This is a genomic window from Afipia dichlorophenoxyacetatis (genome assembly GCF_055386385.1).
In genome coordinates this window covers 5,085,212-5,110,361 of record NZ_AP029250.1, presented here as the reverse complement: position 1 = coordinate 5,110,361, position 25,150 = coordinate 5,085,212, and the positions used below count along the sequence as shown (strand labels likewise).

At 58.6% G+C, this 25,150-nt stretch carries 37 protein-coding genes; 27 read left to right on the top strand and 10 right to left on the bottom strand.

Going from position 1 to position 25,150, the window contains the following annotated elements; translation table 11 throughout:
- Positions 1–31 precede the first annotated feature (31 nt).
- From ACZ5C3_RS23940 to ACZ5C3_RS23835, 22 genes are all read left to right on the top strand, one after another.
- Positions 32–403 carry a hypothetical protein gene (locus ACZ5C3_RS23940; RefSeq protein ID WP_464033627.1) on the top strand — a complete coding sequence of 124 codons (372 nt, stop codon included), beginning with the start codon at positions 32–34 and terminating at the stop codon, positions 401–403.
- Entirely contained in the window at positions 403–1,035 is a 633-nt protein-coding gene (locus ACZ5C3_RS23935; protein ID WP_464033626.1) for a head-tail connector protein, read from the top strand. The genes ACZ5C3_RS23940 and ACZ5C3_RS23935 overlap by 1 nt, the downstream gene beginning before the upstream one ends.
- Positions 1,032–1,406, top strand: a complete 375-nt coding sequence (locus ACZ5C3_RS23930) for a hypothetical protein (RefSeq protein WP_464033624.1) — start codon at positions 1,032–1,034, stop codon at positions 1,404–1,406. Before ACZ5C3_RS23935 ends, ACZ5C3_RS23930 begins: the two co-directional genes overlap by 4 nt.
- A 2-nt stretch (positions 1,407–1,408) precedes the next feature.
- Positions 1,409–2,083, top strand: coding sequence for a hypothetical protein (locus ACZ5C3_RS23925; RefSeq protein WP_464033622.1), 675 nt, complete (start codon positions 1,409–1,411; stop codon positions 2,081–2,083).
- A 3-nt stretch (positions 2,084–2,086) separates the two neighbouring features.
- Positions 2,087–2,587 (top strand): hypothetical protein, encoded by a 501-nt coding sequence (locus ACZ5C3_RS23920; RefSeq protein WP_464033620.1) that lies wholly within the window; start codon positions 2,087–2,089, stop codon positions 2,585–2,587.
- A gap of 21 nt (positions 2,588–2,608) precedes the next feature.
- On the top strand, positions 2,609–3,832 hold the full coding sequence (locus ACZ5C3_RS23915) for a phage tail tube protein (protein WP_464033618.1): 1,224 nt from the start codon (positions 2,609–2,611) through the stop codon (positions 3,830–3,832).
- A gap of 28 nt (positions 3,833–3,860) precedes the next feature.
- On the top strand, positions 3,861–4,307 hold the full coding sequence (locus ACZ5C3_RS23910; protein WP_464033616.1) for a hypothetical protein: 447 nt from the start codon (positions 3,861–3,863) through the stop codon (positions 4,305–4,307).
- Positions 4,308–4,375: 68 nt separating this feature from the next.
- A complete protein-coding gene (locus tag ACZ5C3_RS23905; protein WP_464033613.1) occupies positions 4,376–4,675 on the top strand; it encodes a phage tail assembly chaperone in 300 nt (99 codons plus the stop codon).
- The gene (locus tag ACZ5C3_RS23900) at positions 4,668–7,004 is read left to right on the top strand and encodes a hypothetical protein (protein WP_464033611.1); all 2,337 of its coding nucleotides are present in this window, start codon (positions 4,668–4,670) and stop codon (positions 7,002–7,004) included. The genes ACZ5C3_RS23905 and ACZ5C3_RS23900 overlap by 8 nt, the downstream gene beginning before the upstream one ends.
- Entirely contained in the window at positions 7,004–7,378 is a 375-nt protein-coding gene (locus ACZ5C3_RS23895) for a hypothetical protein (RefSeq protein WP_464033609.1), read from the top strand. Before ACZ5C3_RS23900 ends, ACZ5C3_RS23895 begins: the two co-directional genes overlap by 1 nt.
- A 102-nt stretch (positions 7,379–7,480) precedes the next feature.
- On the top strand, positions 7,481–8,035 hold the full coding sequence (locus ACZ5C3_RS23890; protein ID WP_464033607.1) for a hypothetical protein: 555 nt from the start codon (positions 7,481–7,483) through the stop codon (positions 8,033–8,035).
- A 393-nt stretch (positions 8,036–8,428) separates the two neighbouring features.
- Positions 8,429–8,956: a DUF1833 family protein gene (locus tag ACZ5C3_RS23885; protein WP_464033605.1), complete on the top strand. Its 528-nt coding sequence runs from the start codon at positions 8,429–8,431 to the stop codon at positions 8,954–8,956.
- The gene (locus tag ACZ5C3_RS23880; RefSeq protein ID WP_464033603.1) at positions 8,953–9,378 is read left to right on the top strand and encodes a hypothetical protein; all 426 of its coding nucleotides are present in this window, start codon (positions 8,953–8,955) and stop codon (positions 9,376–9,378) included. The genes ACZ5C3_RS23885 and ACZ5C3_RS23880 overlap by 4 nt, the downstream gene beginning before the upstream one ends.
- Positions 9,363–12,719: a host specificity factor TipJ family phage tail protein gene (locus tag ACZ5C3_RS23875; protein ID WP_464033601.1), complete on the top strand. Its 3,357-nt coding sequence runs from the start codon at positions 9,363–9,365 to the stop codon at positions 12,717–12,719. Before ACZ5C3_RS23880 ends, ACZ5C3_RS23875 begins: the two co-directional genes overlap by 16 nt.
- Positions 12,719–13,282 (top strand): hypothetical protein, encoded by a 564-nt coding sequence (locus tag ACZ5C3_RS23870; protein WP_464033599.1) that lies wholly within the window; start codon positions 12,719–12,721, stop codon positions 13,280–13,282. The genes ACZ5C3_RS23875 and ACZ5C3_RS23870 overlap by 1 nt, the downstream gene beginning before the upstream one ends.
- Entirely contained in the window at positions 13,279–13,680 is a 402-nt protein-coding gene (locus ACZ5C3_RS23865) for a hypothetical protein (RefSeq protein ID WP_464033597.1), read from the top strand. Before ACZ5C3_RS23870 ends, ACZ5C3_RS23865 begins: the two co-directional genes overlap by 4 nt.
- Complete coding sequence (locus ACZ5C3_RS23860; RefSeq protein WP_464033595.1) at positions 13,677–14,174, top strand: hypothetical protein; 498 nt, start codon at positions 13,677–13,679, stop codon at positions 14,172–14,174. Before ACZ5C3_RS23865 ends, ACZ5C3_RS23860 begins: the two co-directional genes overlap by 4 nt.
- Positions 14,171–14,635 (top strand): hypothetical protein, encoded by a 465-nt coding sequence (locus ACZ5C3_RS23855; protein ID WP_464033594.1) that lies wholly within the window; start codon positions 14,171–14,173, stop codon positions 14,633–14,635. Before ACZ5C3_RS23860 ends, ACZ5C3_RS23855 begins: the two co-directional genes overlap by 4 nt.
- Positions 14,632–14,994 carry a hypothetical protein gene (locus tag ACZ5C3_RS23850; RefSeq protein WP_464033592.1) on the top strand — a complete coding sequence of 121 codons (363 nt, stop codon included), beginning with the start codon at positions 14,632–14,634 and terminating at the stop codon, positions 14,992–14,994. Before ACZ5C3_RS23855 ends, ACZ5C3_RS23850 begins: the two co-directional genes overlap by 4 nt.
- A gap of 12 nt (positions 14,995–15,006) precedes the next feature.
- Positions 15,007–16,431 (top strand): gp53-like domain-containing protein, encoded by a 1,425-nt coding sequence (locus tag ACZ5C3_RS23845; protein WP_464033591.1) that lies wholly within the window; start codon positions 15,007–15,009, stop codon positions 16,429–16,431.
- 4 nt (positions 16,432–16,435) lie between these two features.
- Positions 16,436–16,915, top strand: coding sequence for a hypothetical protein (locus tag ACZ5C3_RS23840; protein WP_464033589.1), 480 nt, complete (start codon positions 16,436–16,438; stop codon positions 16,913–16,915).
- Between the two features lie 29 nt (positions 16,916–16,944).
- Positions 16,945–17,697, top strand: a complete 753-nt coding sequence (locus ACZ5C3_RS23835; protein ID WP_464033587.1) for an NlpC/P60 family protein — start codon at positions 16,945–16,947, stop codon at positions 17,695–17,697.
- A gap of 1 nt (position 17,698) precedes the next feature.
- Here ACZ5C3_RS23835 and ACZ5C3_RS23830 read toward each other — a convergent pair whose 3' ends face one another.
- Both ACZ5C3_RS23830 and ACZ5C3_RS23825 read right to left on the bottom strand, forming a co-directional pair.
- On the bottom strand, positions 17,699–17,836 hold the full coding sequence (locus tag ACZ5C3_RS23830; protein ID WP_464033585.1) for a hypothetical protein: 138 nt from the start codon (positions 17,834–17,836) through the stop codon (positions 17,699–17,701).
- A 21-nt stretch (positions 17,837–17,857) separates the two neighbouring features.
- A complete protein-coding gene (locus ACZ5C3_RS23825) occupies positions 17,858–18,001 on the bottom strand; it encodes a hypothetical protein (protein ID WP_464033584.1) in 144 nt (47 codons plus the stop codon).
- Positions 18,002–18,345: 344 nt separating this feature from the next.
- Here ACZ5C3_RS23825 and ACZ5C3_RS23820 point away from each other — a divergent pair, with 344 nt between their 5' ends.
- The 4 genes from ACZ5C3_RS23820 (at position 18,346) to ACZ5C3_RS23805 (ending at position 20,868) form a co-directional block, all read left to right on the top strand.
- On the top strand, positions 18,346–18,813 hold the full coding sequence (locus tag ACZ5C3_RS23820; RefSeq protein WP_464033583.1) for a hypothetical protein: 468 nt from the start codon (positions 18,346–18,348) through the stop codon (positions 18,811–18,813).
- A 1-nt stretch (position 18,814) separates the two neighbouring features.
- The gene (locus ACZ5C3_RS23815) at positions 18,815–19,069 is read left to right on the top strand and encodes a hypothetical protein (RefSeq protein ID WP_464033582.1); all 255 of its coding nucleotides are present in this window, start codon (positions 18,815–18,817) and stop codon (positions 19,067–19,069) included.
- A gap of 258 nt (positions 19,070–19,327) precedes the next feature.
- On the top strand, positions 19,328–19,651 hold the full coding sequence (locus ACZ5C3_RS23810) for a hypothetical protein (RefSeq protein ID WP_464033581.1): 324 nt from the start codon (positions 19,328–19,330) through the stop codon (positions 19,649–19,651).
- Between the two features lie 875 nt (positions 19,652–20,526).
- Entirely contained in the window at positions 20,527–20,868 is a 342-nt protein-coding gene (locus ACZ5C3_RS23805; RefSeq protein ID WP_464033580.1) for a septal ring lytic transglycosylase RlpA family protein, read from the top strand.
- Positions 20,869–21,023: 155 nt separating this feature from the next.
- On the opposite strand, the gene ACZ5C3_RS23800 is transcribed toward ACZ5C3_RS23805, so the two are convergent.
- Complete coding sequence (locus ACZ5C3_RS23800) at positions 21,024–21,740, bottom strand: outer membrane protein (RefSeq protein ID WP_464033579.1); 717 nt, start codon at positions 21,738–21,740, stop codon at positions 21,024–21,026.
- 137 nt (positions 21,741–21,877) lie between these two features.
- Between ACZ5C3_RS23800 and ACZ5C3_RS23795 the strand changes: the two genes are divergently transcribed.
- On the top strand, positions 21,878–22,141 hold the full coding sequence (locus tag ACZ5C3_RS23795) for a helix-turn-helix domain-containing protein (RefSeq protein ID WP_464038418.1): 264 nt from the start codon (positions 21,878–21,880) through the stop codon (positions 22,139–22,141).
- Positions 22,142–22,512: 371 nt separating this feature from the next.
- Here ACZ5C3_RS23795 and ACZ5C3_RS23790 read toward each other — a convergent pair whose 3' ends face one another.
- From ACZ5C3_RS23790 to ACZ5C3_RS23760, 7 genes are all read right to left on the bottom strand, one after another.
- Positions 22,513–22,710 (bottom strand): hypothetical protein, encoded by a 198-nt coding sequence (locus ACZ5C3_RS23790; RefSeq protein ID WP_464033577.1) that lies wholly within the window; start codon positions 22,708–22,710, stop codon positions 22,513–22,515.
- 14 nt (positions 22,711–22,724) lie between these two features.
- Entirely contained in the window at positions 22,725–22,865 is a 141-nt protein-coding gene (locus tag ACZ5C3_RS23785; protein ID WP_464033575.1) for a hypothetical protein, read from the bottom strand.
- A 99-nt stretch (positions 22,866–22,964) separates the two neighbouring features.
- Positions 22,965–23,246, bottom strand: coding sequence for a hypothetical protein (locus ACZ5C3_RS23780; RefSeq protein WP_464033574.1), 282 nt, complete (start codon positions 23,244–23,246; stop codon positions 22,965–22,967).
- A 68-nt stretch (positions 23,247–23,314) separates the two neighbouring features.
- On the bottom strand, positions 23,315–23,575 hold the full coding sequence (locus ACZ5C3_RS23775; protein WP_464033572.1) for a hypothetical protein: 261 nt from the start codon (positions 23,573–23,575) through the stop codon (positions 23,315–23,317).
- A gap of 33 nt (positions 23,576–23,608) precedes the next feature.
- Positions 23,609–23,824 (bottom strand): hypothetical protein, encoded by a 216-nt coding sequence (locus ACZ5C3_RS23770; RefSeq protein ID WP_464033570.1) that lies wholly within the window; start codon positions 23,822–23,824, stop codon positions 23,609–23,611.
- On the bottom strand, positions 23,811–24,515 hold the full coding sequence (locus tag ACZ5C3_RS23765; protein WP_464033568.1) for an SOS response-associated peptidase: 705 nt from the start codon (positions 24,513–24,515) through the stop codon (positions 23,811–23,813). Before ACZ5C3_RS23765 ends, ACZ5C3_RS23770 begins: the two co-directional genes overlap by 14 nt.
- Positions 24,516–24,754: 239 nt before the next feature.
- Entirely contained in the window at positions 24,755–25,078 is a 324-nt protein-coding gene (locus ACZ5C3_RS23760) for a hypothetical protein (RefSeq protein WP_464044324.1), read from the bottom strand.
- Positions 25,079–25,150: the final 72 nt, after the last annotated feature.

The following is a 25,150-nucleotide window of genomic DNA, read 5'->3' as shown; positions in this document are numbered from 1 at the left end:
CAGGCGCGTCGCGCCAATCAGGAGAATGACAATGCGTCGTTTTAAAGTGCCTTTGACCACTGACGGGAGCGGAAACGCGACTGCCTTTTCGCCGCGCATCGCCGGCAAGATCCATAGCGTTCAGTACGTGAAGGACGGGACCAACGCCTTCACGGATGGTGTTGACTTCACCCTTACGGCCGAGGCCACAGGCGAAAGCATCTGGGCGGAGTCCAACGTCAACGCATCCGCTGTGCGTTATCCACGCGCTCCGACGCATTCGCAGTCCGGCGCCGCGCTCTTGTACGCAGCCAGCGGGACCGCCGTCAGCGATAAAATCGCGCTCGCAAGCGATCGTGTGAAGGTCGTGGTTGCGCAGGGCGGTGCGGCCAAGAACGGCGCTATCCACATCCTGGTTGACTGATGCCCCTTATCCTGGTCACGGCGCCGGCCGAGGAGCCTTTGAACGCGACTGAGGTGAAATCTCGCCTCAGCATCGGTTCAGAGGTGTCTGATGATGTCATTGAGGCTTTCATCACGGCCGCGTGCCAGACTTTGGACGGTCGTGATGGGCGGCTTCAGCGCTGCCTGATGCAGCAATCATGGAAACTGACGATCGACGGCCGTTTCCCGTGCGAACCGATCAGTATCCCGCTGCCGCCACTGATCAGCGTCGACAGCGTTCGATATGTCGACACAAACGGCGCATGGCAAACGGTCCCAGAAGAGAATTACCGAACAATCGAGGGCTACAGGGCCGAGCTTGTTCCGGCGCATGGCTTTTCATGGCCGTCGACGCGCTGCCAACTTGGGGCCGTCGAAATCGAGTTTACTGCAGGCTATGGCGACGATCCGGAGGATGTTCCCGAACCTATCCGGCAGGCCATCACCCTTATGGTCAGTAACCTGCGCTCTTTGTCGGCACGCAATCTGTTCCTCAGTCAGGACACCGTCGACGGCGTTGGATCGAAATATTACGTCGTTGGCGGTAATGCAGCGGCTGCGATCGACGCCACTGTCGACGCCTTGCTCGGGTCATATCGAGTGTTCGCATGAACGCGGCAGAGGCTCTCGAACAACACCGGTCGTTCTTGGCCGAGATCGGCGAGGACATCATCATTCGCCGCTGGAGTGGTACAGGGCCCGGTCGAACAAAGGTTCAGGCACAGGTTCGCGCGCGGGTTTCGGGATACACGCCTTCCCAGATCATCGGAGCCGTGGCGCAAGGCGATATCAACGTGATCGCGCTTAACGATCCTGATGCCGAGGTACCGGCTGGGATGGTGCCGCTTAGCTCGCTGTTTCCGTTGAGCGTCGACGATAAACTCGTCATCCGTGGCGAGGAGAAGTCGATTAAGGGCATCAATGATAATACCCGCCGCGTTGCTGGCGTTCTGATAGCCCTCGATATTCACGCGAAGGGCTGACGGTGGCCGATCAGTTTCTCGTGGCGACGCAGACGGCGCTTGCTACCGTTCAAAAGCAAATGTTTCTCGCTGCCGAGAAGAAAAATCAGGAAATCGTTCAGGCCTACCGACCGTCGTCGGTTGTCAGGACCATCGACGGGGTGATCGCCGCCACAGACCTTGCGTATACGGTCTATCAAGTTGCGGTCCTTGCGGAGAACGCTCGCCGTCAGGCCAGCGTGATCCGATATCGATACTCCTATCTGGATGACGTCGTCGCGTTTGCCTTGAAGACGCTGAAGGAAAAGTCGCCCGTTGGTAGCGGAAGTGATCCGCATCCGGGTCTCTATCGTGACAGCCACATGGTGTTCGTTGATGGCCAAGCGGTGACGAGCGTGACAGGCCTCCGCGCAGGGCAGGTCGTGCACATCAGCAATCCTGTCCCATACGCTCGAAAGATCGAGGACGGGTTCACCGTGCCGGGATACACCTACGATGAAGCGGCCCAGATTGTCCAAGGTCGCTATGGAAACACGGCAAGTATCTCATTTCTCTACATGCCGGTCCGGTTCGGATCGATAGAGGCTTACGCAAATTCGCCGGCAGGCCAAGCAGCTGGGACGCGACGCGGCGGCAGTCCGGCTCTGCGTCCAGAATGGTTGACGCGTCAACCGGCTTTACAGATCACGGCGCGATAGCACATGGCAGATTATGCAGGAGCCGTTTCCGCGATTCGCGCGCGGTTCATCTCGTTTTGGATTGACGACGACGGGAATCGCAAGACGCCTATCGCCTTTCCGAACGAGCCAAAGAGCGATGCCAATGGGCACGCAATCAATCCGTGGCCACCTCATGACGAGGTGAATGGCGAGCGCGTGCCAGTGCCGTGGGTCTATTTCGAAGTTCTCGGAAACGACAGCAGCCTGCGCGGAGCCGGCACGCCTGGCGACAATATCTGGCTCTATCGCGGCGGAATTTACGTCCATGTGTTCGTGCCCGAGGGGTACGGCACCGAAGACGCGCAGCGGTTGGCCTTTGAAGCGGGCGAGATCTTCCGAGCCAAGACCTTTTACGAGGACGGGCAGGGATCGAAGGTCGTTTCGATGTCGCCGCGCAGCGACGGCGGCGCATCGGACGCTGACAACGGAAACTGGTTTCGCGTCACCTGCTACGTCCCGTTTGAATTTTTTTACCGCGGCTGAGCCCGCATAGGAGCAACGCAGATGGGTTATCAGACGAATTTTAATGCGTATGTCGCTCGCAAGCGTCAGACCGCGCTCGGCGAGACAGTCACCAACGCCGACGCAAAAATCATTCGCACAACCGGCGGCAATGGCGCCCAGCTGACGAAGGCGTCGACGTCATCCGCTGAGATCCGGAAGGATGGCCTCAGCACGCGCGGCCGACATGGCACGCAGAAGACAGCGAACGACTACAGCACCGAGCTTTCGCTTGGCTCTCACGACGACATCCTTCAAGCGTTGATGCGCGGTCCGTGGGATTCTGCGGCGCTATCGGTATCGAACACGGAAATGACTTCCGTCGCCATCGGGGCTAACTCGATTGTGGCCGGGGGCGGATCCTGGCTCGATGAAGGTTTCCGGGTCGGCGACGTCATTCGAGCAACGAACCTGGCTGACCAGGAGAATAACGGTCGGAACATTCGCCTCACAGGTGTGACTGACGACACACTCACCACGGCCGACACGCTGACCGTGAACGCGACGCCGGACACAGCTTTTTCCATTGTCCGGCCCGGGAAGCGGCTGATCAATCCGGCAGTCCTCACGCCGTACTATGACACGATCGAGGAACACGAGCGGGATATCGACGGCTCGATCATTCTCCGCGATTTCGTCTGGGGCAACGGCAAGTTTTCGATGGGCCCGAACGGGATCATCATGTTCGATCCCGGCGGTGTCGGGACCGGGCGCGTCGATATCAAGAAGGGTGCGGAAGCACCTTTCTTCCTCAATCCGGTAGCCACCAACACTGAGCCGATGGCGGTTGTCGATGCGACCATCCGCTTCGGTGGTCAGGACCTGGTTGAACTGACGTCATGGGATCTGACCCTCGATATCCAGCCACAGGCGCCGGACGTGTTCGGCTCGGGAGCGATCAAATACGCGCCGGACGTCTTTACCGGTTCGCTTCAGGTAAGCATGAACCTGACGATGCTGCGCAAGGATCTCAACATCTTCGAGGACTTCGCAGACGAGACCCAATATTCGCTTCATGTCCTCGCCGTCGACAATACGGTCGAACCGCGAGACTTCATCTCGATCACCGTCCCGAACTTCACGCTCGGCGGCGTCAACACCTCCGCGCTGTCCAAGCAAGGCGGTGGCCGCACTCAAACGATCGCCGTGCCGGCCGCGCTGGTCGGTGTCGACACTTCGGCGTCAGGCGACAATTCCATGATCAAGTTCCAGACCACGGCCGCCTGATCGGCCTATTTAACTCGAAGGACAAGCAATGACTGACGCGATGGTTGCAGATCTCGACGGCGATCTTCCTGGCGATACCGCTGAGCTCAAGATGATGAAACCGGGCACAGGCTCGCCGAATGGCTGGGTTTTGACGATGGCCGGCCCCGCGCATCCGAAGACACTCGCCTTCAAGGAGCGCATGCGGCGCGAGCAGCTCCACAAGCAAGCCGCCATTGAACAAGCCCAGGTCAATGGCCGGAAATACAAGGCCGAGGAACGTTCGCCAGCCGAAGCCGATGCAGAGACGTTCCAGTGGGTGGTCTCACGCATCGTGACATGGACTCCCGTAAAGATCGGCGGCGAAACAATCTCGTTCTCAGACGACGCCGCCGTATCGCTGCTTAGTCGACCGACGATGTCAGCGTATCTGCAGCAGATCGTCGACTATCTCGGCGCTGAACGGGCTTTTATGCCGGCCTCCGCGAAGACCTGAGGGCATTCGCGGAGCGGACGTTTGCTCTCGACAAGCTCGATGAGAACCGAGTCTCCTATCGCGAGATCTTGCGCGGACTCGTCGAGCGCACCAGAAACGCGGAACGGCGCGCGAAATACCAGGCCGAACTGTACTGCCCGCCGTTTCCCGAAGCGCTTTCTTACCTCTGGTTGACTTTCCAGCGCCTCGCCAATCGTCGGACCTCGAACGGTTTCGGGATCAATCCAATATCGTGGGCAGATATCGAGGCTTTCATGCGGCTGACGAGAAGCCGTCTGTCGCCTTGGGAAATCGAAACCATCGAGATGCTCGATAACCTCTATCGAGTTGAACAAGCAAGATCGGCCACGGATCCCGCAGATGAATGAAGCTCCAGTCATCACAGAGCTGGTCGTTACTTCGGACAATACCGGTGCGGTGGATTTCACCCGTGCGATGGCCGCTGCTCAGGTGGCTGCAGCCGCAGCTATTGCGGCAAACGACAATTTGGCCACAAGCATGCGGTCCGCGAACGACAACGCGCGGGACGCAGCAGAACAGAACAGTCACGTCACCGTAGGGCTGAAGCAACTTGCAGAGGGCGCGCTCGAAGCTGCCGAGGCATGGGCCAAGAAGGTCGCGATCGGCGTCGCGGTGGTCAGCGTCCTGGGTGCTGTGGCTCGGGTGCTCTTTCCTCTCTATGTCACCTACAAGCTGATCAAGGAGGCGATCGACCTCGTCACCGATGCTTGGACGTTGAGCGGGCAAAAACTCGCCGAATATGTCGCGCTTGCCGATAAGGCGAGCAAATCGGACCTGTCGACGGACTTTTTCCAGCGCATCAGCAAGGCCGCGGCTGACGCCAAGCTGCCGGTTGACGACCTTCAGGCTGCGCTCAAAAAGCTTTCGGATGTTTCCGCTGATAAGCTAGGCGGTAGCGACGGTCAGAACCGGCTCGATGCCCTGACCAAAGCCGGAAACTTTCAGGGCAATACGGGCGTGGCGCAGTTTGCCGGCGCCAATACGACCGAAGAGAAATTTCGCGCCATCGTCAGCCTGATCGACCAGGCAATGCAGAACGGCGAAAGACTCGCCGCGCTTGATGTGTCCAAGACGTTCCTGGGCGACGCGGCGACGGCGGCTCTCGCGAAGGATCAGGACTATCTGAACAAGATGCTGGCATCGGCGGATGCCATCAAGTCGACCGAGCTGATTTCGCAGGCTGACATCGGCAACGCGCTTGTGCTTCAGAACCGCCTCGACGCAGCGGAGAAGATCCTTTCGGAGCGATGGCATCCGATCCAGAACATTTTGGTCGGCCTCGGCCTCAAGATGAGGGAAGGCTGGGTCAATATCGTCGAAGCGATCGCCACGGCGTTCGACTGGCTGAACAAGTTTGTCGACAAGCTCGCGAACATTCCGAGTTCACTGATCGATAAGTTCGTCAATCTGACCACAACGCCAGAGAGCCGGGCGGCTGCGGCTGCAAGCTATGGCGTCGTTACCGACAAGAACGATCCGCAGTGGCAGATGGACGTTGCACGCCAGCAGCTGGCTGCGCAGATGAACAATCCCGCCAATCTCATGCGGGCGCGTGACGAAACCAATGCCGTCCAGAATGCGGTATTCAAGGACAGGTCCGGCGATCCTGACAAAAAGGCCGTCGAAGAAACGATATCGGCCTACGATCGGGCCGAAGAATCCCTTCTGAAATATATCGAAGTAACGAAGGCCTCGGCCTCGGCGGTCGGGCAGAGTGCGGCTGAACAGGAACGCGCCCGTGCCATCGCGCAGCTGACTGCGGCGGGGTTAAAGGACGGGTTAACCCCGGCCGCAGCGGCCGCACAAGCACAGATGAGCGGACTGGGGGACAAGGCCGCGGCAGCTGCGGACGCGCTTGCAAGAGCGAAGGTCGCGTCAGGCATCAAATTTGATCGTGATACGTCGCTCCTATCGTCAGAAGACGTCCAGATCGCGCAACAGCTGAAGTCCATCTACGGAAATGATGTTCCGGCGGCTCTCGGCAGCAGTGAGGCAGCGGCGATCCGCTTCAACGATGCGATGAAGGGCGTGGGCTCGGCGATGGAGAACAATCTCGTCACCGGTCTCGCTGACGCCACCGACCATACGAAATCGTGGGGCCAAGCGATGAGCGACACGAAAAACGTCATCATCCGCGCGCTCGAGGAGATGTTGATTAAGATGACGATCGTCACGCCGGTCATGCGCGCGCTGCAGGCCGCGATGAGTTCATTCGGCGTCGGCGGAGGTATCGAAAGCAGCCTTATGTCGATGTTCGGCTTCAATCCCGGGAACGCCTTGCCTTCGACAGCGCTCGTGGGTGGCGGCTACAGCTCACCGATCGGACCGACCATCGGGGCTAACGCTTCGGGCACCGATAACTGGCGCGGCGGTCTCACACGCGTGAACGAGCAGGGCGGAGAAATTCTCGACTTGCCCGAGGGCACGCGGATCATCCCGGCCGATGTCTCGATGGCGATGGCACGGGGTGGCGGTCAGGCGCCGGTCACGAACGTCTATATTCAGGGTGCGTCCTCTCAGCCAACGGTTACGCAGAAGGACAACGGCAGTGGTGGGCGAGACATCACGATCGACTTCGCGAACGCTGTCGTAGAGGCCGCGAGCGCGAATGTCATGAGCGGAGGCAAACTGGCCGACGCCATCGCCAGCAAGTCGAAAGCGTTCGGAGCTCGATAATGCCCCTGCCAACATGGCCCGATGGCGTGCCTTTCGCGCCGATGGTCGACGGCTTTCAGCCGATCTCTCGCGTCCTGGCGCCGATCGTCACTGACATGGAAGGCGGCAATCAACGCCAGCGCGCGCGGCCGGGCGACAACGTCGGAACGCTCGGGCAGACCATCATTATGTACGCCGCTCAGTTCGAAGTCTTTACCGCGTGGTGGAAAGAGACCTTGAGCCTCGGGACGGCTCGCTTCACTGCGCCGGTCTGGTTGGGAACAGACTTTGCAACGAAAGTCTGCCAGTTCATGGCCGATGGCCGCCCGACGGATTCCTTCTATGTGCCGGGCGCCGTGAAAGTTGCCATGAAGCTGCGCGTGTACGATGTCTAGCCAGTCCGAAGCGGCACTTCTAACCCTCTCGTCTGGGCAAACCGCTTCAGCTTCCTTTTTGCCCATTTGAGTAATGAGTTCAGACCATATATATTGAAGATCATGAGTACCATGACCGCCTTGGCAGCGCAGATTGATTTTGCATTGATGTTAATTCCGCCTCCGAAGGCGGATTTAGCGTTTGCGGTTGTAAGCGGTGACTTGAAGTCTTTGGAAAAGCGGGTCGGCAGCTTCGAACAGGAAGCTCTCGAGTGGCGCATTGGCCTTGTCGCTGGCCTTAGAAAGGTCTTAAGCCAAGCGGACGCCGGCATTAAGGACATCCAGGAAGAAGAAAAACTGGATGTGGTTAGAAGATTATTCTTTCCACTTAATGATCTGTTCGAAGGGATGATCAGGGACTTCAGCACCCCGATGCACGTTGAGCCCGAGTTCGCGACGAAGATCGAAGAAATTTCGAAGCTTTCGTCTTCTGCTGGAAAATTCGTTCGGAAACTAATGCGACGCGTCGAAAAAATCCGCGTTGCTCAATACAACGCCTGCATCGATGTTTACTATGCGCTCCTTGCCTTTCAATCCGAGTTTGATCGTGAGAGCACAGGGCCCTCATTTACCGATGGTAACTCCGCAGAAGAGTTTCTTCGAAAGCAGTTTGTGTAGCTATCATGGAGGTGACTTTTACAGGTCTCTTCCTGCGGACCCTGAAACGCTTGTCTCGGGCTGACGCCGAAGACACGACGCAGGCCGTAAAAAACTTCATCAACAATCCGAACTCCAAATCTCTTAATTTTGAAAAAGTGCGAAGTCGTGCTGGTTACTTCACGATACGAGCGAACTTCAAAACTCGCGTCCTGCTTAAACAAAGAGCGCAAGACAAATATGACGCCGTAGCTGTCGGCAATCATGATTATGTCTACGAGAGTTACTTCCGCTGAATTTTGTTGATTGTCTCATCCGAAACCGAGCGAGCAATCGCTCGGATGAAAGTGAGTTGTCCGTGGGACATTGTGATAAGCACCCAGCGGTCGAAGCGCGAGCTTGCGCTTCCTGACCATGCCGACATTTACTGAAGCCTGGGAAGAGGCACAGGCGTCGTGCCCGCCAAGCGTGAAGCAATACGACACGCTGGAAATCTGGCATCCGTCGTTTGACGTTCCGGTGCGGATCGTCGCCAACGTTGGCGACGACATGAACTTCTCGATCGAGGCCGGTGCGCCGTTTGATGCCGGTCAGTCCGTTCTCTTCACGGCTTGTCCGCTTGCTGTTGGCTGGCCGGAGGTTCGTCAAGGGCAAGTGCCTCAGTCAAAGGTGTCGATCGACAACGTCAACCGGTTTCTGATGCCGAAGATCCGTGAAGCGCTGCAGGTCCGCGCGTACATCACAATCCTCTATCGACAGTACCTGTCGAGTGACCTGACGTCTCCAGCTTATGGTCCGGTCGCCTTCCTCCTGAAGGAAGTGCAAGCGGTGGCGGCGACCATTACGGGGAACGTAGTGGTGTCGATGCTGACATCGAAGCGCTTTCCGAAGCAGGACAAGAACTACACCACAAACCAGTTTTCGAGCCTGTTGCCCGGATGACGCGATCGGAGTTTCTGTCGCCGCTGATTGGCCAGCCCTGGTCGTGGAAGGGTGGTAATTGCTGGGACTTCGCGGGTCATGTGCAGCGCGAGCTGTTTGACCTCGTGCTCCCTCACATCGAGGTCCCGGACGAGCGGTCATGGAAGTGGATGGTGCGAACGGTCAGCAACCATCCGGAGCACGTGAATTGGCAGCTCGTGCCGGACGGTCCGCACGGCCTGGTCACGGCCGGTAATGGCGCGTTGTGCTTGATGGGGCGTTTTCAGGGTCCTGGCCATGTGGGTGTTTGGCTGAGGCCTGAAGGCAGAGTCCTTCACTGCGATCAAAAGCGGGGCGTGTGTTTCGAGACACCTCTCGCGCTTAGGCAGATCGGCTGGAAGCAGCTTCTATTTTACGAACGGAAATCATGCGCGCACCATTGACACATCTGCAGCCCGTGGCGCCGCCCCTGCGGTCACGCGATCGCCGGAAGCGGAACAATCAGCGCCGGCCGGTGACGCATATTGCTCTGCCTGGATACGAGATCGCGCGCGCGGTGCCAAAGCCGCGTGAGACGGTGGCTGCATTCCTTAGCCGGCACGGTTGGGCAGTAAGAGACGCTCGATACGGATGGCAGTTTCGCAACGGCCTGCCGACCATTCTCGAAATCAATGGTCAACCTGTTCTGCGTCGCGACTGGCGCAAGACACGCATCGCGGCGAACGACAATGTCCGCTTTATCTCTAAGCCTCTAGGTGGCGGACAGAACAGCGGCGGCAAACAGGTTCTCGGCCTGGTGGCGCTGGTTGCGGTCTCCGCTTTCGCCATGTGGGCGGGCCCGGCATTGGCCGGGGCATTTGGTCTCACCGGCGCCGCGGCGACGATCGTCGGCGGCATCGCCACGGCAGGAATTGCGCTCGGCGGTTCGCTGCTGATCAATTCGTTGACGGCTCCGAAGCTGGGCGCAACGAACGCACCGGATGCAACCGTCAGCCAAATCTATTCGGCACTGGCGCAGGGCAATGCCGCCAAGCTTGGTCAGCCGTTGCCCGTCCCTTACGGCCGCGAAAAGGTATTCCCCGACTTCGCCGCGACGCCCTGGGCTGAATTCGTGGGGAACGACCAATATCAGAACATCCTGCTCAGCGTCGGCATGGGCGATTTCTCCTACGAAGAGATGTTCGTCGACGATACACCTTGCTGGAATCCGACCGATGGTGTCTCGCCGACGTTCTCCAGCCTGCAGGTGGCATTTTACGGGCCTGGCGAGGACGTCACTCTTTTCCCGATCAACGTCTCGCAGGCTGCCGAGGTCACCGGGCAGAGCTTGCCTGACCCTAACGTCACTCAGTGGATTGGTCCCTTTGTCGCCAATCCGGCCGGCACTCAGGCGCAGTCGATCGCTGTCGATTTCGTTTTCCCGGCGGGGTGCTTCACCGTCAACCAGGACACGGGTGAACTTGGGGCGTCGACCGTTGGCCTGGTGGCGGAGTATCGGCCAATTAATGACGCCGGCGCGCCCCTCGGCGATTTCTCGACGCTGTTCTCGACCGCACGGACCTATAACAGCCGGTCACCGATCCGAGACAGCGTTAAAGTCGACGTCGGCAATGGTCGCTACGAGGTTCGTTTCCAACGCACTAGTGCCCCGCTCGGGGGCAATTCCGGAACAAACGAGGTGGTGTGGGCCGGGTTGCGCTCATTCTTGAAGGGCAACAATTCGTTTCCCGACGTCAGCACCATCGCGATCAGGATCAAGGCGACTGAAACAACGCAGGGCTCATTTCGCTTTGGCGTGCTCCGCACACGGATCTTACCGGTTTGGGACAGTGAGACGGCTGCTTTTGTGAACCAGCCATCGCGCAACCCGATCTGGGCGTTCTATGACATGGCGACCAATGCCCAATATGGCGCCGGCGTCACGTTGCCGAAGGTCGATTTCAACACGATCGTAAGTCTGGCTGAGCAGTCAGAGGCGCGCGGGGATCATTTCGACTACACATTCAATGCGGCCGTGGCGCCGGCCGAGGCCTTCGACAAGGCCTTGATGGTGGCGCGCTGCAAACATTGTTGGCTGGGTGACGTGCTGTCCGCCGTTCGCGATGAATGGCGGGACGTGCCGACGATGCTTTTGACCGATCGGGAGATCGTGCGCGGGACAACGCAGATCTCCATGACCATGCTCGGCGAAGATGATCCTGACGCAGTCGTGCTCGAATATATCGACGAGGACACCTGGCGTCCGGCGCAGGTCCAGTATCCGCCGAATAGCGGAACGTTCACCTCGGCCAATGCGACGCCGATCCAGATCGACGGCATCGTCAATCGCGACCATGCGTTTCGCGAAGCCGCGTTCTATTACCGATCGGCGCTGTATCGGCGTGAAAATGTGCAGATCGGCACGGAATATGAAGGCCGCGCCCTAACGTTCGGCTCAACGGTCCGCCTCCAGTCGGAACTCCCGCAGGATTATGGGCAGGCCGGGGCTGTGCTGGCGAGGAGCGGTATTGAGCTGACACTTGATCCTGTGCCCGTGTGGGTTGATGACGGCCAGCAATATATGCGCGTGCGTCGTGCGAATGGAAAGTTCATTGGACCGTTTAAGGTCGGGAAGGGCGACGACGATAGCATCGCCGTAATCGATGCCGAGGATCTGGTGAACGTCGAAAGCACACAAGGCGTCACCCTCGACCAGGCGCTGGCACGGGAGGACGGCGGCGAGTATCCGTCATTCGAGCTCGGCATCGGAGAAGACCAGTCCCGCGTTTGTCTGCTGCTCACTGGTCAGCCGAATGGTGACAATTGCACCTTGAACTTCGTTGTCGACGATCCTCGCGTTCACGACGAGACGGACCTCGGAACGCCGCCTGCGCTGCCGACGCCGCAATTCCCGGCGGACTCGCGGGCGCCTGATGTCGTGTTCCTCAATGCGAACTTTAGGCAAGGCGTGGCTGAGCCTATCCTGGACGCTTCTTGGAATCCGGCTCCGGGCGCGCGCTACTACACGGCTGAAGTGTCCTATGACACTGGCGCGTCCTGGACCGAGATTTACGAAAACAGCGCCAACAAGTTCTCGTCCGTTGTCGATCGAGCGAACCTACGCTTGCGCGTGCAGGCAACAGCGCAGCGGAGTGGTGCGTTCGCCTTCAAGGATGTCGAGGCTCCGACCATCACCATCGCACCGGATACGGTCGACAAGGAAAGTCTCAAGCAGGGCATTAAGGACTACGTCGCCAATAAGGTGCCCGGCGATCTCAAGGGCATCAGCTTCATCAATCAGCGGATCGCCGCATCTGCAGCTGAGCAAGACGCCGCGAACGAGCTGGCGAACCGGGTTGTCCGGACGCTGATTTCATCGCAAGGCGTCACCATCTCCGAAACCGCACAGATCGCGCTGGGGATCGACGGCAAGCTGACGGGCGCCGTCTTCAACACGATCGACAACAATGGTTTCGTCACCGGGACGATCCAGTACAACAACGGCGAGACGGGTGACTTCGTGGTGGTCGCTACGAACTTCTTCGTCGCTGCGCCTGGCATCAACGGCGGCGAGCCGGTCCCTGTTTTCACGATCGGCACTTCGGGCGGCGTCGCGAACATCGTTTTCCGCGGCGACATGATCGCTGACGGCGGCATCAAGGCCAATAATATCGAGATCGATTCCGTCGAAGCTCTGACCGCTAACCTTGGCACGGTAACCGCCGGCACGATCCGCAGTTCTGACGGCATGATCGAGTGGCAGCTCAATTCGGGCGGCGCTCTCATTGGGTATCAAAACGTCTGATGGCACTGGTCGGTCGCATTCTCCTAGGTCCATACGGGGACGGAAGGCGCGGGCTTAAGTCATCGCTTTATCCGTTTGATGTTCGGAACACCGCCGACGACAACGACAACTCCCGTCGCAGCTTCGACTCGAACTGGCTCAATCTGCTGAAGTTGAAAAAGATCGGAGTGGCGATGGCCGATTCCGTTCAATTTCAGACGCACGTGCCGCAGGGAGCAGGGCAGGAGTCGTGGACTAGCGGATGGAATTGGGTACCGGCGCAGGTGGCCACCGGGCTCAATTACATGCCGATATGGGAGGAGCGGCGTTACGACTCGGGCAACAAGATTATTTACGACGACAAGCTGGTGCAGCTTGGCAGTGGCTCATCCTTTTCGGGGTCTCGTTCGTACTTCGCGACGACCGTTCCGAATACAATCATCGTCGAGCCCTACTTACTTGAGGTTTCAGCTCCGTTTAATCAGAATTTAGGGTCTGGCGGTTTTCCGGCATTTCCGCCGAAACCGGTTTCGCCGCTCTGCCTCTATATGATCTGGGCCTATCCGCTCGGGACGCCGTCGTGACCAAGATCCCGCAGATCATCTTCGGGCCGCGAGGATCTGAATTTGGTGTGTTCGTGTCTCCGTTGGGTGTCGATGCCCGAACCGCTTCCGCCGATCAGCTGCTGCTAAATCTCTCCGGTGCACTCCCTCAAATCGCACTCCGAGGGGTGGCCGCGCCGCCGTTTCCGCAAACTGTTGTCCACGGGCTGCCATATGCGGCGCTCGTTTTTCCGAACCTGATATCGACTGGCCTGCTCGGCGGAGGATTCGGTTACGTGCGACCGTTCGATAATACATGGGGCCCGTGGACGAACTCGCAGATCACCTCACAGGTGGGGCAGATCGTCATTCAGCAGTCTGGAAGCGGGCCCGCCTTGAGTGAACATTTCATGGTTATCAATCGGCCGCTGCCATCGTGACAAAGGTCAAGACGTTCTCGTTCAATGACCCGCCTGGTACGTTGCTGCTATTCGCGCCGGACGGCAGTGTCGTAATGGACAGCCGTTACGAAACGCAGCGCATCCACAAGACAGGTGTTGTGGATCTCGTCGGCAGAACAAGCCAGATCGATGAAAACGGCGGCGCGATCAACCTGCCGGCCACAGTCAATATTCCGTACAACAGGGCGTTCTCCAAGTCCCCGTATGTCTTGAGCGCCGCGCGCAAGTTGTTCGTGGATGCCGCCGGCGTTCCCGACGACATGAACGTCAAGATCGCGCCGCCTCGGCTCACCTATTTTGTTGGCGCGGGCAATATCGTCGCAGATTACTTGCGAGGGACATACAGCAACGCTGGAACGTCCTCTGTCTTTCTCGGCAATGTCTATGGCACGGCGACCGTTGGCTCCCGCGTGTGGACCGGCGATGTCCGCATTTGGTACGCGATCTTTGAGAATCCGGTGGACGGTTCATGACCAGAGGAAATGTTTTCAGCATCTTTGATCGCGACACCGGTCAGATCACGCAAAGCTGCAAGGTTTATGACCACGAGGGCCACGACAAGATCCTGATGGATCGCGGCGATCAGTTCGTTCAACACAACGCGCAGCGCTATGCGAACCTTGATCTTCACTGGGTCCAGAAAGTTGATGGCGCCTTCACGGTTGGCCATCGGCCGATCTTGCCGATCCAGATCGACCGGCCGCGTGTGAAGGCCGGTGGGAACGATCTTGTCCGGATCTCGGGCATCCCGAAAGAGTGTGAGCTCGAGGTGACCGCGAGCCTCGCTGGTCAGCAGATCGTGCTGACGCCGCGGCAGCAATATGACGGGCCTGGCCTGTGGCTGCCGGCGCCGACGCCGGGGCTCTATCGAGTCACCCTGCGGAAGTGGCCGTATCGGGACTGGGTGCAACAATATGAAGGTGTCGAGGGATGAAGCTCACGTTCGACCCGATGGCGATCCTTCGCGCGAACGCTGTGACGGCCGTCAACAAGGCTTTCAACGATGACATGCTCCGCAACGCTCACCGCGACCAGGCGCACGCTGCCAAGCGATCGACCGCGGCGGCCGTGAAGGCGGGGCGGGTGTTGGGTGACGACGATCCGTTAGCGGCGGAGGCAAAGCTTCGCTCAATGACCGTCGATCAATTCGCCGATGTGATCTTGAGCAAGCCGGACTCGTCGGGCCAGCGCGAATTAGAGCGGCAACGTCATTTATTGGCGGTCGATGCTGCCAAGACCCCGGCGGATATCGAGCTGATCCAAGCGGCCTTAGCTGTCACCACTCAAAGCTAATAGGACATTCAAATGGTTGATGTGCTTGGCGGCATCTACGATGCCGGCACGGTATCGGTCACGGCTGGAAGCGACGTCGTCACCGGGACGGGAACGTTCTGGCTCGCCGTTGCCGAGCAGCTTGACGAGATCTGGATCGATGACCGCAGCGCTCTCGTCAAAGGGGTCATTGACGACGGTCAATTGAAGCTCGCGCTGCCCTGGACTGGCGCTGACCAGGCCAGCGCCGCCTATGTGCTCAACCTGCGTTCGCCGCTGCGCTATGACCCTGCCATCACCCAGGCCAAGGTCCGTGACCTGATCGCCTTTTACACCTTGGGCGGTGTGCGCGGAACGCGGACAGTTGTCAACGCGACGGATGCGATCGGCGTCGACGATCGTGAGAACGTCATCAGGTACAACCGCGCGACGGCGGTGGCAGCAACTCTCGCGGCGGCGGGTGCGAATGGTCAGTTCGTCGATGGCTGGGCTGTCTGGATCAAGAACATCGGGGCCGGCACGGTGTCGATCACGTCACCCTCGCTGATTGATGGGAGCGCCGATCCGTATGAAGTACGTTCTAATGCCGCCATCCGGCTCTGGGCGAACGACCAGGGCAGTTATGACGTCATCTTCTATTCGGCTGTCGGCGAGAAGGGTGATCCCGGTGAGGATGGTGCGGGCTTTCTGTCGGGCACGGGCGCGCCTGCTCCAGGTCTCGGAAAAGATGGCGATCAGTACCTCGAGAACGTGAGTGGCGACGTCTACAAGAAAGCGGCGGGCGTTTGGTCGGTCGAGACCAATCTCAAAGGACCGCAGGGCGACCATGGCGAAGCTTTTGCACCTCAAGAAATCGTTGCAAACCTCGCGGGCCGAGCGACCTTCGACGGTGCGGCCAAGGGCACGTCGGTGCTGGTGGAATCGGACTCGTCCCACGGAAATACTCCAACGCTGTACTTCAAGCTTTCCAACACCAGTGCTGATTGGTCGGGCGGTTTTGCGTTCGTTCCGGGAGGCAGCGCGCTTCAGGCAGGGAATAATCTGTCCGATCTCGCGAACGCGGCGACTGCGAGAGCGAACCTTGGCGCGACATCCATTGGTGATGCATTGTTTACGGCAGGTAACGAGGCGGCTGCTCGATCCGCGATGTTCCAGGGAAAGACGCCGTGGGATAGCGGGAACGTCCTGCTGTCGACAGGGATCTTAACGCTGCCGAACGGTCTCATCTTTCAATGGGGAACGACTGCAGGCGCGGGCGCAAAGACCTTTGCAACTGCTTTTCCGAACAACTGCTTCAACCTGCAATTGATGCTGAGTGGCAGTGACACCGGCGTCATTTACTCCGCCTCTCAGTCAGGTCTGAGCAAGACAGGTTTTACGCTAGCTCCTCGGTTCTACACATCGGGGGGTGCGGGCAACACAGGTGAAACCGTCTACTTCTTCGCGATAGGAAACTGACATCATGGAAATCTGGGCATCGTTCAACGCAGATGGTTTCCCCACGGCGTTCTATATCGAGGACCTGTTTCCTCAGCAGCCAGAGAGAACCGTCGAAATTACATACGAGCAGTGGCGTGAACTGGTCGAGAATCAGGGCTATCGCAAGTTCACCGACGGGCAGGTCGTTCCTTACGATCCCCCGCCGGCGCCGCTGCCGGTTCCTGGATCGATATCTGATCGTCAATTCTTCCAGGAGCTCGCGATCGAGGGGCGCATCACCAATCAAGAAGCGCTCGATGCGGTGAAAACCGGAGCTATCCCGTCCGCGCTACAGACATTCGTCGATGGGCTTGAGCCCGCTGATAAATTCAATGCAGAGATGTTGCTCTCGGGTGCGACGGTGTTCGAGCGCGACCATCCTCTGACGATCGCGATCGGCACGGCGCAGCAAATGTCCGCAGCGCAGATCGACGATTTCTTCCGGGCAGCTGGCGCCCTCTAACAGCCAGCCTTTCACAATCGGAGAAGACTATGACACTTGCCACTCTCGTGGCCGGATTGCCCTTACGCATGGGTGCATCTGGCGATCCCGTTCGATTAGCTCAGCTTGCCATGAAGGCGGCCGGGTATCCGCTGACCGGCACCGGTTATTTCGGTCAGGCGACGGATACGGCCGTCGAGGAGGTCCAGCGGAAGGCCGGTCTCCCGGTCACCGGTGTGATCGACCTCGCGACCGCAAAGGTGCTTGATGCCTTGGCGCCGAAAGCGGTCACAGATGCTCCGCCACTCTGGTTGACGGTGGCTCTAAATCAGATTGGCCTCAAGGAAGGACCTGGCGCCAAGGATAACCCGGAGCTAGTCGCTGACATCAAATCGGTAGCTTCAGATTATCAGCACGATTCGACGCCTTGGTGCGCTGGCTTTGTCTCGTTCTGTCTCGCCAAGGCGGGTGAGAAACCCTCGAGCGTGCCGCTTTGGGCGCTATCCTACAGTGACACGAAACGCGAGCCGGTGGTTAAGCTTGCCGGTCCGGCGCTCGGTGCAATCGCAGTGAAGACCCGCAACGGCGGTGGGCATGTGACGTTTGTCGCCGGCCGCACGCGCGGTGGCACGCTGGCCTGCTGCGGCGGCAACCAGAACGACGAGGTGAACGTCTCGCCTTATCGCGAGGATGCGTTTGTCGGCTTCTACTGGCCGAAGGGTGCGTCGTTGCCGGCGAACATCGGCGTCAAGCATCTGCCGATCGTGACCAGCGCCGGGAATCCGGTGTCGAGCGAGGCTTGAGTTAGCGGGAGGCCGGAGGAGCGATACCGACAATTAAGTCAGGGAAGAAGTACACCAGTATAGCGATCATCACGATACCCAGCAGCATTGCGACAGCCACGGCGAGAGCAATGCTGAGAACGATATTTAGCTTCCTCATTCCTAGACCATGGGCTCATCGCTACGGCATGAAGCGATCGACGGACGACTGCATCGAGCCGAAATCGAAATAGTATCCGATGAGAGTCAGGATGATCAAACCGGAAAATCCGGCGATACTGCCAAAGATTAAGCCGTCGACTAAAACTCTGTTACGCGCCTGCATGAATGTCTCCAGAAGTTTCGGAGAGCGGACGCGCAACTGTTCTTGATGTTCCTACGTGCCGTTAATGGCTTAGCCAAACAGAAGGTGGGCCATTGGCCTCGAGTGCCTAATGGCGACGTAGAAGACGAGGCACAGAATGGTGAACGCGAAGATTGAATAAGTAAGCCCTTCAATCGTAGCGATTACTCGGCGCGCTTCACTGTTTTCATTTTCTCCGAGGACCTGGCCAACGCCGAACTCTTCTCGCATCCCGATCTCCTTCAGCCTCCGCTTAAACGCGGAGAGCTGAACAACGTTCCCGAGTGCAAGCGGGTTCCTTGCGCAATCAACATCAAAGGTGAACTATGAACCGTCCTGTTAAGGCGGCGCTTTGCGCTGTCCTCTTCACTGCTGCCTTCATCTCGTCCGCTATGGCCGATACCACCATCGCGGTGGGTGACATCTGGTCCGGCGTCGTGCCGTATATCATCGCCACGATCGGCGCCGTCATCACCTTCCTCGTGGGCTGGGTGCTGAACCTGCTCAAGACCAAGCTTGGCGTCTCGATCGACGACAGCATGCGCGCCAGCTTGCAGACTGCTGCGACCAACGCGGCCGGCCTCGTGCTCAACCAACTCGGCAACCAGCTTTCCGGAACTAAGATCGATGTCGGCAATCAGTTCGTTGCTGATGCCGTCAACTACGTTCTCAAGGCGGCGCCAGACGCGGTCGCTCACTTCGGCCTGACGCCGGATGCGATCGCTCAGAAGATCCTCGCTCTGTTGCCGCAGGTGGCGAACACCACCACGACGGCGACTGCACCGAGCGCGTAACGTGGGCGCGACGATCACGGCATGGCTGGCCTCGCAAGGGGCCAGTCTACTCCTCGGGTGGCTGTCTCAATTCCTGCTGAGCGCGTGGGATAAATACACGGCCAACAAGAACACCTCCGATCTGGCGACAGCAACCGCGACGATCGACAGCCAGCAAGCCACCATCGACGCGCAGCAGGCCGAGCTACAGGCCCAGGCCGATGCTCCACAGTCCGCCGCGGACGCAATCAAGCGGCTGAAAGAAGGCTCAGCATGACAGCGATCACATGCACCGGCTTCGCGCTCGGGTTCGCCATGCTGACTTGCGAAATCCCGCCGACGACACCGCCGGCGGTTTGCCCTCCCGTCCGCACATGGACGCAGGAGTTTCAAAATCAGATCGCGGCTGAAATCGAGGCCGCGCCCAACAGTGCCCTAGCTCAAGTGGCCGTTCAATCGATCGGTGATCGCGACGTTGCGCGAGCATGCGCAGCTGCGAAGCGTAAAAAGAAACCTTCAAGATAGGATTGGGCTGATGGACCCGGTTTGGAATGTCGTCACTGTGGCGACGGTTACGCTCGCCTTCAACGTCGTCATGCGTGCGTTCGGCGGGGGGTGGGGATTATCTGGACGTCTCACGAAAATCGAAACGGGAATGACGGCCATGCAAACTGAGATCACAAAGCTGGTCGATGTTCTGAAGGAAGTGGCAAATATGAACGGCTCGATCCGGGTGGCCGAGCAACGCCAGATTGATACCGATCGCCGCGTCACCGCGCTGGAGGACGACTTTCGGGAATTGCGCAAGGGTAACGGCTGGATTACTGCGCAGCGGGCGAGCGTTGAAGGCCAGTATTAGCCGAGTCTAGGCGAACAGCACGAGAGCAAGCAGAACGACAGGAAGCGCTCCCAGAAGCGTCACAGACACTTTGAATAGCAGATCGTCGAACATCCTTTCAGTACAGCAGTCCCAGCGGTGGGGCGCTATACCTCAATCGAGCTATCTGATCGTTCGCGTGCTCTGCGCTCACGCTTCAAGACTCGATCATCAGGGAAAGGCGCGCCTAACTGTTTCGCCCTGGCTTTGACACTTACGGTTGACCGTCGCAGTGCGACGGCTGCTCGCATCGCGGAAATTCCGCTTCTGGACATTTCTAGCAATCGACGTTCGTCGTCCGGCATCCACGTTCGACTGGTAACGTGCTTCATAGCTCTCACCTAAACGTCGGACAAAGCCCAATGTTTAAATGAGCCCGGTCGGCGGAGTCCTTCATCACAGGGGTCCGACCGGGCCGATGTCGCCGCTTTCAGGTTTCAGCGACGGCCTCAAAACGCTCTTCCAGTCAAAATAGTTCCCCAAAAAATCCAGGTAGCACGTCGTGCCAGCCGGGCATTTTGCCGCCATCCCGTGACCGTGCGTGGAACGACGGCGGGCACGCCAGCCTACATTCAGCCAATAGGAATCTCAAATGATCAGACTGCTTCTTGCGGCGCACTTATGCGCGTGCCCTGGCCAGGTCGGAAAAAGAAGGCCCGACCGCTCAATCAACAATGCGGGCCGGGCCGAAGTTGAGCGCCACCCTATGCGAGTAGGGGTTGGCGGAACCTGAATATCAAAAGATACGCGCCCTAACAAGGAGGCCAGTAAGGGTTGTGACGACCTGACCGGCCAGTGTGTCCGCTGGCTGTTCCAACAGCGGATTCCCACGACTACTAAACCAACAGGAAAATCGAATGTTCCGCATCACACTTGCGGTCGCACTTCCGTGCGCGCCGTCGCTTGCCCATGCTGAAACCTGCATCGCATCTCAGTATGGTGTTGGGGACGGATATCACGGTCGCCGCACGGCTTCCGGTGCGATCTTCAACACATACGCCAACAGCCCTTACACCGTCGCACACAAGACGCGACCGCTAGGCTCATTCGTCACGATTACGAACCACGCGAACGGTCGATCGATCAGCGCCAAGGTCACGGATCGCGGGCCATTCGTGCGCGGTCGTTGCGTTGATCTAGGTCGGGCAGGCGCGAATGCCCTCGGCATGGGCGGGACAGCCCGGGTGTTGGTCGAATGAATCCGGTTGCTCAACTTGTTTTATCGCTGATTGCCAGTGGCGTTATCGCTTACGGCATCGAGTGGTTGATTTGGCGTCGCTACTGAAAGACGCCGCACCAAAGAAAAAGCCCGCCCTCGTTTTACCGAGAGCGGGCTTTTCGCGCTTCTGGGGGATCAAAAACGCGCGTTGATTCCGAAGCGGACCAAGTTGATTTGCATCTTCGCGTCGAGGCTTGCCGTGATGTTTGGGATCGACTGAGTGTCGAGCGCATAGGAACCTGAGCCGAGATCCGCATAGAGATATTCGACGCGCGCCGTCCAATCTCGGGCGAATGCCCACTCAGCACCGGCGCCGACGGTGTATCCGACATGCCATGACGAGTTCGTAGCGCCAAGCTCCTGGCCTGCCGGCGGCTGGATCGTCAGCTTCGCCGATGCGGCGGCATACATCACGCCGGCCGTTCCGTAGACCATCAACTGATCGAAGGCGACGCCAGCGCGTGCACGCGTCGTTCCGAATGCGTCGAGGGTGTACTTCTCGGTGACGGTAACGCCGAGAGCGGAAGCGGTGTCGACGTGACTGATCGCGGCGCCTTGAAAGTCCGTTTCAACGCCGACGACGAAATTCCCCATCTGCAGGTCGTAGCCAAGCTGGGCGCCAGCGAACCCGCCGGACATCTTCGCCGTAGCGTCGGGCAGGAGAGCAGTTACGCCGCCACCGGTGATCGAGCCCTTCGAGGTGAGCACGTCACCCCAGCCGTACCCACCGTTGATGCCGATATGAACACCAGTCCAATTTGTGACGGTGGGAGCAGCGCGCGGCAAATCAGCAGCAACCGCCGGCGTTATGGCCAGAACGCACGCGCTCAAGGCCAAGCAAAACTTCCTCATGAATTACCCCAGCTTTTTATGAGTCTGTCGAAGGCGACACTAGGGAAATTACAGCGTACCTGAGGTTTTGACAAATAGACCTGAGGTATATAGTAAGATTGGCGGGCTCAATATACCTGGGGGCTGTTTTGATTGCTGTGGCGACTGCTGCCGACTACCTCTTAGAAATGATTACGCCAGGCCAGATTCGAGCTGCACGCGCGCTGATCGGCTGGAAGCAGAGCGATCTGGCCGAGCGGACAGGGCTCGCATTGATCACGATCAAGAACATCGAGCGAGGCGGCGGTGATCCGAAGTCGAGCACTATCAACGCGGTTCAAGCCGCCTTCGCAAAGGCCGGGGTCCTTTTTATTGAAGAAGGCGACACGCGGCCCGGTGGAGCAGGTGTTCGGCTGAAATAGGGGCTTTTTGTCGCGTGGCTTATCCACGGCCAAAGGCGCAGGGTCGCTGTTTCCTACTTGTCTTATTTCATGACGTAAGCCGCGCTCCTTAACCGGGGCGCGGTTTTTTCAATGCATGGCTTTCTTGGCGAACGCGCGAGCCTTCCGAAGCAGAACTAGGCTCTCTTGCGCACTCTCAAGAAACTCATCGGCTGGGAGGTCAGGTGACCGGTAACCGTCCCTGATCATTTCACGCAACCGAAGGCAATGTCGTAGGGTTTCGCGCCGCCGGACCGCGATGGACTGCAGCGGCGGCAGAGAGTGAAGCCACTTGATGTGAGCAAGTGTCTTTTTGGTATACCGACTAGCGATATCTCTTTCGCGTGATGCCATCAGTTCCTCCGCGTAGGCGGACCGAACGTCTCAATCATTTCAATCTTCCCGCCATGGACGTGTTCCATCACTTTGTCCAGCCGGCGCATGTCGAAGAACTTCTGGCAGACGGGGCATTCCATGAAGTGCTCCATATCAGCCTTCGGCTCGCAACCCGTCGGAATGCCGTCGCTCGGTTTGTCATAAGCCTTCATCATGATTGAAATCCAGGCTATCCGTCTTCCCGATCCTTCCGGTCTTCCTCCTTTTTAGGCGCGTTGTCGGTCTTGTGTGCCGTCTGGGCGCGGTCCTTATCAGCAGGCTGCTCTTGAGCTTTCTCGTCCAGCGTGATGCCTTGCTTGTCTTTGTTCATGAGAAAATCTCCATCCCGATCAACCGGCATCTTGTTTTTGTGTTCCTGTTCGGTCTTTGGCTTTCACCGCAGCTATCGCATCGCTCGGTTTGTCGTCGGTCATGTTGCCAGCCGCTTCCGGATCTTGAGGACCTTTTTTTCGCGCTTCAGTGTACCATCGGGCTTCCCGTGGATGAGCTGGATCATGCCGATCTGAGCATGGAGGATGGGGCCGGTTTTGGTCGCGGCCATCAGTAGCGCTTCGATGGCCGCCTCTACAGCCGGCGTGCGGTGCTGATCTGCTGGCAGGCTTAGGATGTAGTTGCGTGCGTCCGTCAGCGTCCGCAACTCGCTGCCGTCCTTGAGCCTCACAGGCCGGTCAAATTCCTTGTTCCAAGCCAATCAACACCCCCCAAACGCAGTTCAAACAGGGTGCTGATAAAATGGGGATTCAGACGAGGTTTTGCGAGTCAGGGCGCGGTATCGCTCGGGAATATCCGGCCGCCGCCATCCATGGTCCACCAGCCATGCTCTGTGCCATAAGAAATGCCGGCAGACCATTCTGCTACCGATGCGCCTGATCTCTGGATGAACTCAGCGTTTGTGATTCCTGCGTAGGTGTGTTTCACCGCGGGGTCGTTCTTCGCCGCAATGAACGCGCGGACAATCCGCAGCAATTCCAACGCAGCAGCTTCCGGCTTCGCGAACGGTCGTTCTTCTTTGTATTTCATGCCGGGAGTTCGACCCGATTCCGGCGAGGGACGTCAAGTCTGCTGTCCTCTTAGCTTCATCGTCAGTTGCTCACCCTTGATGCACTGCTCAAGCACCCAATGCCGGAATCCTATGTCTCTGGCGAAGCGCCGGATGAACTGCTCGTCGCTGCTCGACCATTGTATGAGCCCATCATCATCGACGGCCAACCAAGGATTGCCCTTATCCGGGTTGGGGATAACTTTGTAGACGGCGTTAGGCGGCTTCAAGTTCTCCGTCCTTTTTCGTCGCGCCACGGGCAACGATCATAAGCTGTTCGTCCGGGAGAGGGCGTTGTAGATCTTTGGCTTCATCAAAGGGCGCGCGCATCCACACGTCGCATTCTTCCTGGGTGGTTAGAATGACCGGCATGGCCTTAGCGTGAACCGGCGCGACGATCGCGTTCGGCTCGGTGGTCAGGAAGCCATAGACTTGGTGATCGCCCTCGATCGGATTGGCCTTCGTGCCGCGTGTTCCGGTCCATGGAGTCCAGATGCCAGCGAAAGCCGCGAGCGGACGTTCCTCATTCAGCGCAAACCACACCACATCCTTTTTGCCAGCCATCGGATGCGGTGATCCGTCGGCGTTTTTAATGGATTTAGGGTTCGCGACATCGTTGTATTCGGAGAAGCTCGTGAAGGGCACTAGGCAACGGCTTTCCGGCTTCAGCCAGCGGCGCCAGTGAGGCGAATTGGTGTTTCTGATGTTCGTGATCGGCGGCCCGCCAAACTGCGGCGGCGAGGGCATGCCCCAGCGCATCTTGACCAGCTCGCGCTCAGCGTCGTTGTAGCGAACGACCGGAGCCTCGTTGTCCGGGAAGATCGCAGGCATAGAGGCAAGATTGCCGACGGAATGGTTCAGTGCACCAAACAGCCTGCGGATCGCATCCACGTTTTTCGTCATTGAATAGAGATTGCACATTTCGGCTTGCTCGTTTCAGCGGGAAGAGTGGAGTTTGTGATCGGTGGGATGGTCTGGGCGGACGTCGGCCCCGCGGTGGCCGCAGGACCGACAGATAAACTTGGGCTCAATGTCGGACAACCGTACATCATCCAGCCATTGAGATGCGTCCATTTTGACAAGATGGCTGCAGTGGTAATCGGCGCAATAGACAAGGATGCCGGTAACATTCATCCCGCGCATTTCCCCGAAGGTGATCTTCATTCTGTGTCACTTTCAACCCTCAACCACAGGATATGCGCCCGCTGACGGCGCCCGCGCGTCTCAGTGCATGTCTCGCAAAATAGGGCCGCTTCCATCAGGTGAGCATGACTGTCGAGCGGCCGACGTACCTTGCGAAGGTCAACATCACGCTCCGCCGAGCACCGATTGCATTTGACCCGGAGCAGGGGAAAGCCGCCGTTCATGGCTTGAGCGATCGTCGGGGAATTCGTAGCGGGGCCGCCGCAAAACATGATGGCGTTCCAGGCTTCGCATTTCAGTTTGTCGGCAAGCTGAAGCTGCTCTTGTGCATCCTTCAGCATCCTTTCCCCGACCGTCCGCGCTTCGACCTCTCGCTGGCTCAGAACCGCATACGACCGGCGCGCCTTATCAAG

Excerpts from the sequence above, each read along its gene's own strand:
- ACZ5C3_RS23940 (WP_464033627.1), top strand. The coding sequence starts at position 32 with ATGCGTCGTTTTAAAGTGCCTTTGACCACTGACGGGAGCGGAAACGCG.
- ACZ5C3_RS23935 (WP_464033626.1), top strand. The coding sequence starts at position 403 with ATGCCCCTTATCCTGGTCACGGCGCCGGCCGAGGAGCCTTTGAACGCG.
- ACZ5C3_RS23930 (WP_464033624.1), top strand. The coding sequence starts at position 1,032 with ATGAACGCGGCAGAGGCTCTCGAACAACACCGGTCGTTCTTGGCCGAG.
- ACZ5C3_RS23920 (WP_464033620.1), top strand. The coding sequence starts at position 2,087 with ATGGCAGATTATGCAGGAGCCGTTTCCGCGATTCGCGCGCGGTTCATC.
- ACZ5C3_RS23915 (WP_464033618.1), top strand. The coding sequence starts at position 2,609 with ATGGGTTATCAGACGAATTTTAATGCGTATGTCGCTCGCAAGCGTCAG.
- ACZ5C3_RS23910 (WP_464033616.1), top strand. The coding sequence starts at position 3,861 with ATGACTGACGCGATGGTTGCAGATCTCGACGGCGATCTTCCTGGCGAT.
- ACZ5C3_RS23900 (WP_464033611.1), top strand. The coding sequence starts at position 4,668 with ATGAATGAAGCTCCAGTCATCACAGAGCTGGTCGTTACTTCGGACAAT.
- ACZ5C3_RS23895 (WP_464033609.1), top strand. The coding sequence starts at position 7,004 with ATGCCCCTGCCAACATGGCCCGATGGCGTGCCTTTCGCGCCGATGGTC.
- ACZ5C3_RS23890 (WP_464033607.1), top strand. The coding sequence starts at position 7,481 with ATGAGTACCATGACCGCCTTGGCAGCGCAGATTGATTTTGCATTGATG.
- ACZ5C3_RS23885 (WP_464033605.1), top strand. The coding sequence starts at position 8,429 with ATGCCGACATTTACTGAAGCCTGGGAAGAGGCACAGGCGTCGTGCCCG.
- ACZ5C3_RS23880 (WP_464033603.1), top strand. The coding sequence starts at position 8,953 with ATGACGCGATCGGAGTTTCTGTCGCCGCTGATTGGCCAGCCCTGGTCG.
- ACZ5C3_RS23875 (WP_464033601.1), top strand. The coding sequence starts at position 9,363 with ATGCGCGCACCATTGACACATCTGCAGCCCGTGGCGCCGCCCCTGCGG.
- ACZ5C3_RS23870 (WP_464033599.1), top strand. The coding sequence starts at position 12,719 with ATGGCACTGGTCGGTCGCATTCTCCTAGGTCCATACGGGGACGGAAGG.
- ACZ5C3_RS23855 (WP_464033594.1), top strand. The coding sequence starts at position 14,171 with ATGACCAGAGGAAATGTTTTCAGCATCTTTGATCGCGACACCGGTCAG.
- ACZ5C3_RS23850 (WP_464033592.1), top strand. The coding sequence starts at position 14,632 with ATGAAGCTCACGTTCGACCCGATGGCGATCCTTCGCGCGAACGCTGTG.
- ACZ5C3_RS23845 (WP_464033591.1), top strand. The coding sequence starts at position 15,007 with ATGGTTGATGTGCTTGGCGGCATCTACGATGCCGGCACGGTATCGGTC.
- ACZ5C3_RS23840 (WP_464033589.1), top strand. The coding sequence starts at position 16,436 with ATGGAAATCTGGGCATCGTTCAACGCAGATGGTTTCCCCACGGCGTTC.
- ACZ5C3_RS23835 (WP_464033587.1), top strand. The coding sequence starts at position 16,945 with ATGACACTTGCCACTCTCGTGGCCGGATTGCCCTTACGCATGGGTGCA.
- ACZ5C3_RS23830 (WP_464033585.1), bottom strand. The coding sequence starts at position 17,836 with ATGAGGAAGCTAAATATCGTTCTCAGCATTGCTCTCGCCGTGGCTGTC.
- ACZ5C3_RS23825 (WP_464033584.1), bottom strand. The coding sequence starts at position 18,001 with ATGCAGGCGCGTAACAGAGTTTTAGTCGACGGCTTAATCTTTGGCAGT.
- ACZ5C3_RS23820 (WP_464033583.1), top strand. The coding sequence starts at position 18,346 with ATGAACCGTCCTGTTAAGGCGGCGCTTTGCGCTGTCCTCTTCACTGCT.
- ACZ5C3_RS23810 (WP_464033581.1), top strand. The coding sequence starts at position 19,328 with ATGGACCCGGTTTGGAATGTCGTCACTGTGGCGACGGTTACGCTCGCC.
- ACZ5C3_RS23805 (WP_464033580.1), top strand. The coding sequence starts at position 20,527 with ATGTTCCGCATCACACTTGCGGTCGCACTTCCGTGCGCGCCGTCGCTT.
- ACZ5C3_RS23800 (WP_464033579.1), bottom strand. The coding sequence starts at position 21,740 with ATGAGGAAGTTTTGCTTGGCCTTGAGCGCGTGCGTTCTGGCCATAACG.
- ACZ5C3_RS23790 (WP_464033577.1), bottom strand. The coding sequence starts at position 22,710 with ATGATGAAGGCTTATGACAAACCGAGCGACGGCATTCCGACGGGTTGC.
- ACZ5C3_RS23785 (WP_464033575.1), bottom strand. The coding sequence starts at position 22,865 with ATGAACAAAGACAAGCAAGGCATCACGCTGGACGAGAAAGCTCAAGAG.
- ACZ5C3_RS23775 (WP_464033572.1), bottom strand. The coding sequence starts at position 23,575 with ATGAAATACAAAGAAGAACGACCGTTCGCGAAGCCGGAAGCTGCTGCG.
- ACZ5C3_RS23765 (WP_464033568.1), bottom strand. The coding sequence starts at position 24,515 with ATGTGCAATCTCTATTCAATGACGAAAAACGTGGATGCGATCCGCAGG.
- ACZ5C3_RS23760 (WP_464044324.1), bottom strand. The coding sequence starts at position 25,078 with ATGCTGAAGGATGCACAAGAGCAGCTTCAGCTTGCCGACAAACTGAAA.